Origin of the sequence: Pantoea sp. CFSAN033090, assembly GCF_001264395.1 — a bacterium.
Taxonomy (GTDB): Bacteria; Pseudomonadota; Gammaproteobacteria; order Enterobacterales; family Enterobacteriaceae; genus Pantoea; species Pantoea agglomerans.
Window position 1 is genome coordinate 65,448 of record NZ_LGYX01000023.1, and the last position, 13,229, is coordinate 78,676.

Sequence of the window (13,229 nt, forward strand, 5' to 3'; positions counted from 1 at the left end):
GGACGTATTACGCCATGGAATGGCATCTATTCCAATAAGTTTCATCATGCCCCCTCTTTTAGCCTTAATGCCTCTCTGACCAGGGTAAAAGCGGGTGAATGTTGCTTGCGGCTGGGATAGTAGAGGTAATAGCCGGGAAACGGCTCGCACCAGCGCTCCAGCACGCGGATCAAGGTGCCCTGCTCCAGCCCTTCTGCGACTTCCTGCTCAGGCAGGAAAGCGATTCCCAGCCCGGCGAGAGCCGCTTCTGCAATGTGTGCCGAAGTGTTGAACGTCAGTTGTCCATCTACCCGCACATTTAACGGCCCCTCTTCACCGTCAAACTCCCAGACGTACAACCCACCCGCTGTGGCCTGCCGCATGTTAATGCAGTTGTGATGCAGCAGATCCTGCGGAACCTGCGGCGCAGCATGACGACGAAAGTAGTCGGGCGTGGCCACCGCAGCCATCCGTAATGGCGGGCTTATCGGCATCGCCACCATGTCTTTATCAATGGTGTCTCCCATCCTGACCCCTGCATCAAATCGATCGGCCACGATATTGCGTAAGCCATGATTAGCATCGAACTCAAGCCGGATATCAGGATAAGCCGCCAGCAATGGCGTCAGCTTTGGCATCAGGAGTGAGCTGAGAATATGCGGCCCGCAGGTGATCCGTACCGTGCCGGCTGGCTTGTCCCGCATCGCGGTCAGCATATCCAGTTCCGCCTCAATTTCATCGAACCGATTGCCAATCACCTGGATTAACCGTTCACCCGCCGCGGTCGGTGAAACGTTACGGGTCGTGCGGGTAAGCAGCCGAATCTCCATCCGGTTTTCAAGCGCGGTAATGGTCTGACTTAACGCGGGCTGCGTCACGCCCAGCAGCGCTGCCGCGCGGGTAAAGCTGCCCTCACGCGCCACGGTAATAAAAGCCTGCAGGTCATTCATGTTGCGCTTCATACTGCACTCCCGCCGATAGATTTATAAGTTCTGGTTATAACCCCATTAAGGATTCATTAGCTAGTCAATATAAAGCGAAACAGTAAAATTTCCTGAGTTCATCAGCACCGCAAACAATGAAACAGGACACAACATGACTTCCACGGAAACAACTGACTGTTCCCCCCGGCATAAAGAAGCGCACTGGGGTGGTGTATGGGCAATGACGCTGTGTGTATTCGCGCTCATCGCCTCTGAATTCATGCCGGTCAGCCTGTTATCGCCGTTATCACAAGATCTGGCGGTCAGCGAAGGTCTGGTCGGACAGGGCATCGCTATCTCCGGCGCACTGGCAGTGATCACCAGCCTCTCAATAACCCGCATCGCAGGGAACCTCGACCGCAAAATTCTGTTGCTGGCGCTCACGCTGGTAATGGCACTATCCGGATTGATGGTGGCGATGGCACCCAATTATCTGACTTACATGACTGGCCGGGCATTGATTGGCGTGGTGATTGGCGGTTTCTGGTCGATGTCAGCGGCGGTCGCTATCCGGCTGGTCCCCTCCGGGCAGGTGCCGCGCGCGCTGGCCATTTTCAACGGCGGCAATGCGCTGGCGACGGTTATCGCTGCACCGCTGGGCAGCTATCTCGGTTCTGTCATTGGCTGGCGCGGGGCTTTTTTCAGCCTGGTGCCGGTAGCCTTGATCGCCCTGATCTGGCAGGCGTTCACGCTGCCATCGATGCCGGTCAACTCGGCCCGGCAGCGCAGCGGAAAAATTCTGCAGCTGCTGCGTTCGCCGCTGGTTACGGTGGGTATGACCGCCTGCGGCCTGCTCTTTATGGGCCAGTTCACCCTGTTTACCTATCTCCGCCCGTTTCTGGAAACCGTGACGCAGGTTGACGTTTCTGCGCTGTCGCTGGTGCTGCTGACCATTGGTGTCGCCGGCTTTATCGGCACGCTGATTATCAGTGCTGTTTTGCAGCGCGGATTCTATCTGACCCTGATGATCATCCCGTTGATTATGGCGCTGGTTGCGGTGCTGCTCATGGTGTTCGGTCATCACCTGTGGCTGGTGGCGCCACTGCTTGGCATCTGGGGACTGGTGGCAACAGCGGCACCAACCGGATGGTGGGCCTGGATCGCCAGAACCTTTCCGGATAATGCCGAGACCGGCGGCGGATTAATGGTGGCCATCGTACAGCTGTCGATTGCTTTGGGGTCGACGCTGGGTGGCCTGGCCTTTGACCATGCAGGCTGGCAGACCACCTTTGCCATCAGCGCCACATTACTGGTCACTGCCGCCGGACTGGCGATGATCACCGCCCGTAAGGAAAGCGCTGCCTGATAGCAGATGCGTTGTTTAACCGGGCAACCCGTTGCCCTCACGTCGTCAACCCCGATAAGGATCTTCTTATGAGAGCATTAACCCTGATGTTTGGACTGTTGATCAGTTCATTTGCGGCCAGCGCTGCCGATATGTCACGCGGCGCCGATAACTTTTATCAAAGCGATAAAGTCACCCGCGAGAAAGTCACCTTTAAAAACCAGTATCAGATGGGTGTGACCGGCACGCTGTACAGACCAAAAGAGGCCGGTAAAACGGCGCGCCTTCCGGCGATTGTGGTAGGTCATCCGATGGGCGCAGTCAAAGAGCAGAGCGCCAGCCTCTATGCGCAGAAAATGGCTGAGCAGGGATTTGTTACCCTGGCAATTGATCTTTCGTTCTGGGGCGAAAGTGAAGGCCAGCCGCGCAACGCGGTCTCTCCGGATATCTATGCCGAAGACTTCAGCGCCGCCGTGGATTACCTGGGTACCCGCGAATTTGTCGATCGCGACAGGATTGGTGTGCTGGGCATCTGTGGCAGTGGCAGTTTTGTCATCAGCGCAGCGAAGATTGATCCCCGCATGAAAGCCATTGCTACCGTCAGCATGTATGACATGGGGTCAGCCAACCGTAATGCGCTGAATAAAAGCCAGACACTGGCGCAGCGCAAGCAAATCATTGAAGCGGCGGCACAGCAACGCTATGAAGAGTTCACCGGGGGTAAAACTGAGTACACCAGTGGTACACCACATAAAATTGATGCTGATTCGCCTCCGATAGCCAAAGAGTTCTATGATTTTTACCGGACGCCTCGCGGTGAGTTCACACCGAAAAACAGTTCAGCTGCGCTGACCACGCACCCGACGCTCACCAGCAACGTGAAATTCATGAACTTCTATCCGTTTAATGACATTGAGACCATCTCACCGCGCCCGATGCTCTTCATCACGGGTGATAAAGCGCATTCACGCGAGTTCAGCGAAGATGCGTTCCAGCGTGCGGCACAGCCCAAAGAGCTCTATATCGTGCCTGATGCAGGCCATGTGGACCTTTATGACCGCACTGACCTGATCCCGTTTGCGAAGCTGACCGCCTTCTTTAAACAGCATTTGTAATCTTCCGCTGATCATTGATCCCAGCCCGTCTACAGCCGCCTGCAGACGGGCTTTCTGCGTTATTGGCCTTTGCGATGGCGGGTCAGGTAGTGCTTCACCAGCACAAAGAAGAGCGGAACAAAGAACAGCGCCAGTACCGTGCCTGCCAGCGTACCGCCGATGATACCGGTGCCGATGGCGATGCGGCTGTTAGCACCGGCGCCCGTCGCCACCGCCAGCGGGATCACCCCGGCGATAAAGGCCAGCGACGTCATCATAATCGGCCGCAGACGGGTTCGCGCTGCCTGCAACGCAGCCGCACTCAGCGAACTTCCCCGACGAACCGCATCCTCCGCAAATTCGATGATCAGTATCGCGTTTTTGGAGGTGAGTCCGACCGTGGTCAGCAACGCCACCTGGAAGTAGATATCATTGCTTAATCCGCGCAGTGCCACCGCCAGCACGGTACCCAGCACGCCGAGCGGCACCGCTAACAGCACGGAGAAAGGCACCGACCAGCTCTCATACAGCGCAGCAAGACAGAGGAAAACCACCAGAATCGAGATGGCATACAGCGTGGTTGACTGCCCGCCCGCCTGCTTCTCCTGCAGCGAAAGACCGCTCCATGCCCCTGTGGTCCCTGCCGGGAGTTCATTGGCCAGTCGCTCAATGGTGTTCATGGCATCGCCGGAGCTGAACCCTTCGGCGTTCTGCCCCTGAATTTCGTAAGAGGCAGAGCCGTTGTAGCGGTTAAGGCTTTCGGGTCCCATGGTCCATCGGGTCGAGGCAAACGCCGAGAAAGGCGTCATGGTGCCCTCACTGTTACGGATGTACCATTTATCCAGATCCGAAGGTGATGAACGATACTGACCGTCGCCCTGCACATAGACCCGCTTTACCCGACCCCGGTCGATGAAGTCATTGATATAGGCACCGCCCCAGGCGCTGGTCAGCGTATCGGTCACGTCATCCAGCTGCAGTCCCAGTGCCACCGCTTTGCTGGTATCAATATCGACCTGCAACTGCGGCGTTTGCGGCAGGATATTGGCCCGCACGCCAAGCAGTTCCGGGCTTTGCGCTGCGCTTTGTAGCAGCTGATCGCGCAGGTTGCCCAGTTGCTCACGCGTGGTGCCACCGCTGGCCAGCAGCTCATAGGTAAAGCCGTTGTTCTGTCCCAGACCCGGCACCGACGGCGGCGTCAGCGCAAAGATCTGCGCATCCCGAATCGACGCCAGCGCGTAGGTGGCGCGCCCGGCAATCGCTTCGGCAGAGTTTTCACTACCCGGTCGCTGATCCCAGTTCTTAAGCTTGATAAACGCCATACCGGCATTCTGCGCAGCACCGCTGAAGTTAAAACCATTGATGGTGAAGACCACATCAATATTCTGTTTCTCTTCAGTCAGGAACCAGTCAACAATCTGCTGATTGACTGCCTCAGTGCGGCTGGCCGTGGCACCCGCTGGCAATGTCGCCTGAAGCATAATGCTGCCCTGATCTTCAGTCGGCAGGAAGCTACCCGGCAAGCGGGTAAACATCACAAACAGCACCACGCCCATAGCCGCATAAAGCGATACCATGATCAGCGGACGGCGCAGAGTGCTCACCACTTTGTGACGATACTGGCGCTCGGTGGCGGCATAAAAGCGGTTAAAACCGCCAAAGAAGCCTTTACGATGGGGTGAGGTCGGCCGCAGCAACATGCCACACAGTGCAGGCGTCAGGGTCAGTGCCACCACCACGGAGAAGGTCATGGCGGCGATGATGGTGATGGAGAACTGCCGGTAAATCACACCGGTCGACCCGGCGAAAAAGGCCATGGGCAGAAATACCGCGGAGAGCACCAGCGCGATAGCCACCAGCGCGCCGGAGATCTCTTTCATCGACTTTTCTGTTGCCTCACGCGCCGGCAGACCTTCGTCATGCATAATGCGTTCGACGTTTTCGACGACCACGATGGCATCATCCACCAGCAGCCCGATGGCCAGCACCATAGCAAACAGCGTCAGGGTATTGATGGTGTAGCCGCACAGCGCCAGTACGCCAAAGGTGCCGAGCAGTACCACCGGCACCGCCAGCGCCGGGATCAGCGTCGCACGGATATTCTGCAGGAACAGGTACATCACCACTACCACCAGCGCAATCGCTTCGATCAGGGTGATCACCACATCCTCAACGGAGATTTTGATGAAGTCAGTGCTGTCGAGTGCATAAGCCACCTCATAACCTTCCGGCATTGAGTGGCGATACTCTTCAACTTTGTTTTTCACCAGCGTCGCGGTGGCCAGCGCATTCGCGCCCGGCGCCAGCATCACACCGACACCCGCCGCAGGATGCCCGTTGAGTCGGGTGGTCATGTCATAGGATTCGCCGCCCAGCTCCACCCGCGCCACATCACCCACGCGTACGATGGCACCGCTTTTGTCGCTTTTGACGATGATGTTTCGGAACTGCTCTGGCGTTTGCAGTCGCGACTGCGCTCTGACCGTGGCGGTGAGCTGCTGATTATCAGGCGATGGCAGGCCGCCGATTTTACCGGCTGAAACCTGAATGTTCTGCGAGCGTATCGCCGCCGACACATCGGAGGGCTGCAACGCAAAGGAGTTTAGTTTGAAGGGATCGAGCCAGATGCGCATCGCGTATTGACCGCCGAACACCTGGATGTCACCTACCCCTTCGGTCCTGGCCAGCGGCTCCTGCATATTACTGACCAGCCAGTCACCGATATCCGTGCTGTTGCTTTTGCCCGTGGTGTCATACAACCCCATCACCAGCAGGAAGTTTGACTGCGATTTGGTGACGGTAACACCAAGCTGCTGCACTTCGCTGGGCAGACGGGAGAGCGCCTGCTGCACCTTGTTCTGCACCTGCACCTGAGCCGTGTCCGGATCGGTGCCCTGACTGAAGGTGACGGTAACCGACACATTCCCCTGTGAACTGCTGCTGGAGGTAAAATAGAGCAGATTATCCAGCCCGGTAAGCTGCTGCTCGATCACCTGCGTGACGCTGTTCTCCAGCGTCTCCGCAGAAGCACCGGTGTACGTTGCGCTGATATTCACCGAAGGCGGCGCAACATCGGGATATTGTTCAACCGGCAACAGGGTAATGGAGAGCGCGCCAAGCAGCATGATTAAAATGGCAACAACCCATGCGAAAACGGGACGATAAATAAAAAAACGAGAAAACATCAGCGGGATCTCTTCCTTTTGGGCGGGTGCAAAACCTGCATTCCTGCAGGCTAACAAACAGCGTTGATTATAGGGTGTAACCTCAGGCTGAACATCCTGACGTGATCTTTTCTTAAGGCTGGCTGATCGTACCGTGACGCTGCATTTTCGATTTATCGCGGATTTAACTGTGCTGACATCCGATGTGGGCATCAAAGAGAAAGCCGATCCATAACGAATCTGCTGATGCATTAAGCAAAATGGTGAGCCCTGACTATTCTCAAATAAAGGATATTGATCAGGAGAAAACCATGAAATTTTTCTACTTCGTTTCGCTTATCGCCTCTGCCCTCTATTTACTGGCCTTCCTGCCTAAACTCCGCACCCGTCGTGAACCCATAGCCTACTGGGGATGCTGGACTTATCTGGGTGCTAACGCCATTTTCTGGGCCGTTTATGGTGTCATGCATTACATTTGATGTCATTTTTTAAGCAAAGCGGTAAACAGGGATGTTTTGGGCGCTATCCTGCTGATTAATTGGGTTAGCGTGAGCGGGAACGTAGAGATATATCATTTTTGAGTTTTCATCACAGCGACATGATTTTGTGCCTTCTCACAGGCCCGGCAGTTATTCAGGATTGCGAGACGTGCTGGAAAAATCATATAAGGCGGCTACGCTGATTTTCAGCTAACCCTCTGGATTTTAAAGCCTCCCGTCCCGAGGAACACGATGATTTCTTCTTCTGTTCCGTTATGGGATATATTGGCATCACTATCGTGAAATTTTCTCTTCATAACAGGTTATCCCGGCAATGGCTTTGATCCCTAAAAACTATACGCGGCTGGAAAGCGGCTACCGTGAGAAAGCACTTAAAATCTATCCGTGGGTGTGTGGACGCTGCTCACGCGAGTTTGTTTATTCAAACCTGCGCGAACTAACGGTCCACCATATCGATCACGACCACACCAACAACCCGGAAGATGGCAGTAACTGGGAGTTGTTGTGTCTCTATTGTCATGACCACGAGCACTCAAAGTACACCGAGGCTGACCAGTATGGCACCCGTGTAGTGGCTGGCGAGGACGCACAAAAAGATGTCGGTGAGGCAACCTACAATCCCTTTGCTGACCTGAAGTCGATGCTGAATAAGAAGAAGTAATGACTGAACTGTCAGGCTGGCCGACCGGCGTGACAGTCTCGCTTCCCGAAGAGGATCACAACGTCTGGCCGCGGCCAGAACGCAGTGTAGTCCGTCGTGCCAGATGCCACCCTGGCCAGACTCAGCGCGATATGAATCTTTTACCAGCCGGTTATTTCAGATTTTGATATCAGTTATGGCCGGGAGAACCGTACGTCAATCCCCCCCTCACCGACACGCTTTTTGAGGCTATCTGTCGACAGCACCTTTCCTATTGGCGTGTAGCTATAGGAGCTCTGGAATGTCTCGTAAAAAAGAACCAGCGTCTTATTGCCATACAGCATCACATCGCCCTGCTGGATCGTGCCGGGTTTATGCGGATCGCTATTAAGAGCAGCAGGCAGGTCTGCAAACTTCTCATTGCCGTTCAGCTCCTCCATCGTCATGCTCAGCGGGAGTTGCTGTACAAATGCTTTCGCGGTGGCGTTATCAGCCAGCGCAATCTCATACGACTGATGGTTGATCGTCATAATAATCTTCATGGGACGCAGCTCTCCTGCCCGAACCGGGCCACTGGCTTTAACGGGCATCAGACTATAGGTGGAAAGTAAAACCAGCAAAAGTAAGGCTCTTTTCATAAGGTCGCGTTCCGGATTATGGTGCATCTGTTCAGACATGGAGTGCGTTGCTGCGATCGCAGTCCAGCCCTGAATAAACTGGTTCACTTACCCGCCGTTATCTGATGGTAAAGATTTATCCTTCACCCTTTCCCTGCATCATCCTCCTGTCGGCGGAACTCGCGCACCGCTTATTCTGCAATAGCCTGGATGCGCTGCGCTTCATCTGATGTGCTGAACTGATTTGCGGCTTACGTTTCGGACTGTCGAAACATTTTGAGAAATAATTTCCCTGAATAACAGCCAGTTTCCACGTTGTTGCAACTATTTCTGTACCAGGCTTAACAAATAACAACAGAGACAATGTGGAGCATTATGAAAGAGCAAAATCGCACAAATGGCATCGCTCCTTATGGGGGTGCCGCCGGAGGCTGGGGCGCACTGAAGGCGGTTGCCGATGCTATCCGCGGCCAGATGTCTGTGAAACAGGATGTGATCGCCCTGTTCAAAGTCAACCAGCCGCAGGGCTTTGACTGTCCGGGCTGCGCCTGGCCCGACCCGCAACATGCCTCATCATTTGAGTTCTGCGAAAACGGCGCAAAAGCCGTCTCCTGGGAAGCGACCAGCAAACGCACCACACCGGAATTTTTTGCCGCTCATACCGTGACTGAACTGTGGGAGCGCAGCGCACTGCATCTGGAGGGCGAAGGCCGCCTGACCCATCCGATGAAGTACGATGCCGCTACGGATACCTATCAGCCCATCGAATGGGAGACGGCGTTCCGGGAGATTGGAGAGCATCTGCGCAGCTACGACGATCCGGACAGCGTAGAGTTTTATACCTCGGGACGCGCCTCCAATGAAGCGGCGTTTCTGTGGCAACTTTTCGCCCGCGAATATGGCACCAATAACTTCCCCGACTGCTCAAACATGTGCCATGAACCGACCAGTGTCGGGCTGCCGGAGTCAATTGGCGTCGGCAAAGGAACGGTAGAGCTGGAAGATTTTGATCACTGCGACCTGGTGCTTTGTATCGGTCACAATCCAGGTACCAACCATCCGCGCATGCTGGGCACGCTACGGGAAGTGTCGAAACGCGGTGCCACTATTGTGGCGATCAATCCGCTGCGTGAACGTGGCCTGGAGCGCTTTACTTCGCCGCAGAGCCCGATTGAAATGCTGTCAATGAGCTCCACTGAGCTGGCATCGACCTACTACAAAGTCAGGGTGGGCGGTGACGCAGCGATGTTGAAAGGGGTGATGAAAATCCTGCTCACGATGCACGAGGAGGCGCTGAGCAAAGGTGAACCCGGCGTCATTGATGAAGCGTTTATTACTGAGCACACTGAAGGCTTTGACGCCCTGAAAGCCGACCTGGAAAGCACGGACTGGGAGCATATCCTGAAAGTCTCGGGCATGGCGCGTGAAGAGATTCAGCATATCGCCCGGCTGTACGCCAGCGCTGAACGTACCATCATCTGTTATGGCATGGGAATTACCCAGCACCAGTACGGCACTCAGAACGTGCAGCAAATCGCTAACCTGCTGCTGATGCGCGGCAATATCGGCAAGCCGGGTGCAGGTATCTGTCCGTTACGCGGTCACTCCAATGTGCAGGGCGATCGCACAGTGGGCATCACAGAGATCCCGCCGCAGTCGCTGCTGGATGGCATAGAGAGGGTGTTTGGTTTCCGCCCGCCGCAGAAGCATGGTCACGGGGCCATTGAAGCAATAAAGGCGATGCGCGACGGCAAAGCCAAAGCGTTGCTGTGTCTGGGCGGCAACCTGGCGGAAGCGATTTCCGATCCACAGGTCACGTTCCCGGCGATGCGCAATCTTGATCTGGTGGTACATATGGCGACCAAACTGAACCGCTCGCACCTGTTACTGGGTAAACATAATTATCTGCTGCCGGTGCTGGGCCGAACAGAGACCGATGTTCAGGCAACCGGCGCGCAGAGCGTCACCGTGGAAGATTCGATGTCGATGGTGCATGCCTCACGCGGTTCGCTGGATCCCGCCTCACCCCATCTGAAGTCTGAACCGGCGCTGGTCGCCTCACTGGCGAAGGCAACGCTGCCGGACAGCGTGATTGACTGGTCGGCCATGGCAGCCGATTACAGCCGCATCCGCGATGCCATTGAAGCGGTGTTCCCGGCGTTTGAAAACTTCAATGAGAGGATTAAGCATCCGGGTGGATTCCGGCTCTATAACGCCGCCTCAGAGCGCGTCTGGCTGACGCCATCTGGCCGTGCGCAGTTTAAAGTGATGCAGGGCATCAATGAAGATCCCCGGTCACTGAAGTGCCATGATCTGGTGCTCACTACCCTGCGCAGTCACGATCAGTACAATACCACGCTTTACGGGCTGAATGACCGCTATCGTGGCGTGACAGGCCGCCGTGATGTGCTGTTTATCAATGCAGAAGAGGCGGAGAAGCGACAGCTGCGTGTCGGTGATCGTGTCGATCTGATGGCGCTGGACCCGGATGGCAATCCCACCTCGCGGCAGATGAAAAACCTGACCATCGTGATTATTGATATGGCCCCAGGTTCGGTGGGCGCTTACTACCCGGAGGCCAATGTGATGGTTCCGCTCGACAGCCACGATACCAAAAGCGGCATTCCCGCCTATAAAAGCATTCCGATATCCATGAAACGTGTAACTGACGAGACCCGGACGACCTCAGGCGTTTTACGCTAGTCAGGCGTCTCAATACGTGAATGTTGCCAGCGTGGCCGGTGCTCCGGTCACGCTGTTTTCATTGTTGCGCCCTGAAGTTTTATCGATCCTCTCTGCCTGCTTTACCGCCTGTAAAGCACCCGACGTGAAGCAAGCCTGACGGTAACATCATATACACTACAGTCCTGAAAACGGCTCTATAAACGATTGACTCTTTTTTGCCTGCGCAGATGTTCAGCGCCCTACCGGAAAAATGCCATGTTTCACCTGATTTTCAGCTTACCCAGCTGGTATGTAATTGCGCGCGTCATTATTCCTTTGTCCCTGCCACTTGTCGTAAAGATTCTGCTCTCCGCTCTGGTGCTGCTGGCGTCACAATATCTTCTGGTGAGCCGTTTTACCTCGGGCGGGATCTTCTCCGCTGAAATGCCCCGCATCATCATCATTCTGTTTAACTGGGCGTACAGCACCGTGCTGCTGCTGGCGCTGCTTCAGATGCTGATGGATGCGGTTATGCTGATTGCCCTGCTGTTGCGTCATCCGCTGGAGCTGGTTCCCGGTGTTCGCTATCTGGCCGTTGTGCTGGCGATGGGACTGGCTGCCTTTGGCGTTCAGCAGGCGATACGCGTGCCGCCGGTCAAAGAGGTGACTCTTGCGCTGCCCAACCTGCCCGCTGAATTCGATGGCTATCAGCTGCTGCAGCTGACCGACCTGCATATCACCCGGTTGTTTAATGCGGCCTGGACCGCCGCAATGGTTGAACGGGCAATGTCTCTCAAAGCCGATCTGATTGTGGTCACGGGCGATGTGATCGATGGCAACCTGGCGCATCGGCGGCAGGACGTTGCGCCGCTGCGCGGGCTCGCAGCGCCTGACGGCGTATGGGCTATCACCGGCAACCATGAATATTTCTTCCATCAGGCAATCTGGACGGCGCATCTGGCCTCACTGGGTCTGCAACCTCTGCTCAACAGCCATACCGTGATCCAGCGCGGAACCGCAAAGCTGGTGATTGCCGGCCTGCCGGACGCCTCCGCACCCGGCAGAAACGCGGTCGGCCCGGATCTGGCCCGCGCGCTGGAACAGGCACCTGAAAACGCGCCGGTAATCCTGCTGGATCACCAGCCACGCAATGCACGCCAGAACGCAGCGCAGGGCGTGGATGTGCAGCTCTCAGGACATACGCATGGCGGCCTGATTATCGGGCTGGACAGGCTGTTTGCTAAACCCAACGCCGGGTTTGTTTCCGGGCTTTATCAGGTCGGCGGAATGCAGCTCTATGTGAATAACGGCACGGCACTCTGGCCAGGCATGGCGGTGAGGCTGGGTCGTCCCTCAGAACTCACCCGGATTACCCTTCGCCGCCAGCCGTAATCGCGTAACAAAATGGCGTCAGGAAAGTGCGGTTTTCGCAGGTGTGCATAAGATTGAGGGAGACAAAGGAGATCACCATGACGATGTTATGTACCGCCTGCGGAACAGCTTATCCCGCTCATTCCACTCATCAGCACTGTAAAATCTGTGATGATGAACGCCAGTACGTTCCAGCCGCCGGTCAGCGCTGGATCGCGTTTGATGAACTGCGCGCCAGCCACGCCAATAAGTGGACGGCTCACAGCGATGCGCTGTTAAGTCTTAAAACCGTGCCTGAGTTTGCCATCAACCAGCGCGCTTTTCTGCTGCGCACGCCGCACGGCAACGTGCTGTGGGACTGCATTGCCAACCTTGATGATGCCACCTATACGCTGATCGCGGCGCTGGGCGGCATTGATGCTATCGCCATTTCACATCCGCACTACTACACCACCATGCAGGAGTGGGCTGAAGCGTTTAATGCGCCCATTCATCTGCACGCCCGCGATCGTCAATGGATTGTGCGGAAGAGTCCGCATATCCAGTTATGGCAGGGCGAGTCGCTGACGCTGATGCCCTCTGTGACGCTGTTACGGCTGGGCGGTCATTTTCCCGGCGGCAGCGTGCTGCACTGGGACGAAGGTGATGGGATGATTCTGGCGGGTGATATTATCCAGGTCACGCCGGGTGCGCATGGCGTTTCGTTTATGTGGAGCTACCCGAATATGCTGCCGCTGTCAGCCGCTACGGTAGGCGACATACTGCATCGGCTCTCCGGCGTGACATTCGGGCAACTGTATGGCGCGTTTGAAGGGCAGGATATCCATCAGCAGGCAAAAGAGAAGGTGATGCGGTCGGGAGAGAAGTATCTGGCCTGTCTGCAGGATCATCAGGCGTAGCGCGGAATAAATGCTGAGAAGAGAACAGCCGCC

Annotated in this window: 10 protein-coding genes; 7 read left to right on the plus strand and 3 right to left on the minus strand. The window is 55.8% G+C overall.

Features of this window, described 5'->3' with window-relative positions; translation table 11 throughout:
• Window positions 1–44: 44 nt before the first annotated feature.
• The gene (locus AFL22_RS18365; protein ID WP_052271881.1) at window positions 45–941 is read right to left on the minus strand and encodes a LysR family transcriptional regulator; all 897 of its coding nucleotides are present in this window, start codon (window positions 939–941) and stop codon (window positions 45–47) included.
• A gap of 202 nt (window positions 942–1,143) precedes the next feature.
• On the opposite strand from AFL22_RS18365, the gene AFL22_RS18370 reads away from it, so the two are divergent.
• Window positions 1,144–2,268, plus strand: coding sequence for an MFS transporter (locus tag AFL22_RS18370; RefSeq protein WP_081113840.1), 1,125 nt, complete (start codon window positions 1,144–1,146; stop codon window positions 2,266–2,268).
• 68 nt (window positions 2,269–2,336) lie between these two features.
• Window positions 2,337–3,362, plus strand: coding sequence for an alpha/beta hydrolase (locus AFL22_RS18375; protein ID WP_052271882.1), 1,026 nt, complete (start codon window positions 2,337–2,339; stop codon window positions 3,360–3,362).
• A 59-nt stretch (window positions 3,363–3,421) separates the two neighbouring features.
• On the opposite strand, the gene AFL22_RS18380 is transcribed toward AFL22_RS18375, so the two are convergent.
• Window positions 3,422–6,526, minus strand: a complete 3,105-nt coding sequence (locus AFL22_RS18380; protein ID WP_045139847.1) for an efflux RND transporter permease subunit — start codon at window positions 6,524–6,526, stop codon at window positions 3,422–3,424.
• 290 nt (window positions 6,527–6,816) lie between these two features.
• On the opposite strand from AFL22_RS18380, the gene AFL22_RS24290 reads away from it, so the two are divergent.
• Both AFL22_RS24290 and yajD read left to right on the plus strand, forming a co-directional pair.
• Window positions 6,817–6,984 carry a hypothetical protein gene (locus AFL22_RS24290; RefSeq protein WP_009093121.1) on the plus strand — a complete coding sequence of 56 codons (168 nt, stop codon included), beginning with the start codon at window positions 6,817–6,819 and terminating at the stop codon, window positions 6,982–6,984.
• A 334-nt stretch (window positions 6,985–7,318) separates the two neighbouring features.
• The gene (yajD, locus tag AFL22_RS18385) at window positions 7,319–7,666 is read left to right on the plus strand and encodes an HNH nuclease YajD (protein WP_003850685.1); all 348 of its coding nucleotides are present in this window, start codon (window positions 7,319–7,321) and stop codon (window positions 7,664–7,666) included.
• Between the two features lie 173 nt (window positions 7,667–7,839).
• Here yajD and AFL22_RS18390 read toward each other — a convergent pair whose 3' ends face one another.
• A complete protein-coding gene (locus AFL22_RS18390) occupies window positions 7,840–8,370 on the minus strand; it encodes a cyclophilin-like fold protein (RefSeq protein ID WP_241773196.1) in 531 nt (176 codons plus the stop codon).
• Window positions 8,371–8,637: 267 nt separating this feature from the next.
• Here AFL22_RS18390 and AFL22_RS18395 point away from each other — a divergent pair, with 267 nt between their 5' ends.
• From AFL22_RS18395 to AFL22_RS18405, 3 genes are all read left to right on the plus strand, one after another.
• Window positions 8,638–10,965 carry an FdhF/YdeP family oxidoreductase gene (locus AFL22_RS18395; RefSeq protein ID WP_052271883.1) on the plus strand — a complete coding sequence of 776 codons (2,328 nt, stop codon included), beginning with the start codon at window positions 8,638–8,640 and terminating at the stop codon, window positions 10,963–10,965.
• Between the two features lie 237 nt (window positions 10,966–11,202).
• Entirely contained in the window at window positions 11,203–12,318 is a 1,116-nt protein-coding gene (locus tag AFL22_RS18400; protein WP_033759918.1) for a metallophosphoesterase, read from the plus strand.
• A gap of 77 nt (window positions 12,319–12,395) precedes the next feature.
• Window positions 12,396–13,196, plus strand: coding sequence for an MBL fold metallo-hydrolase (locus AFL22_RS18405; RefSeq protein WP_010671947.1), 801 nt, complete (start codon window positions 12,396–12,398; stop codon window positions 13,194–13,196).
• Window positions 13,197–13,229: the final 33 nt, after the last annotated feature.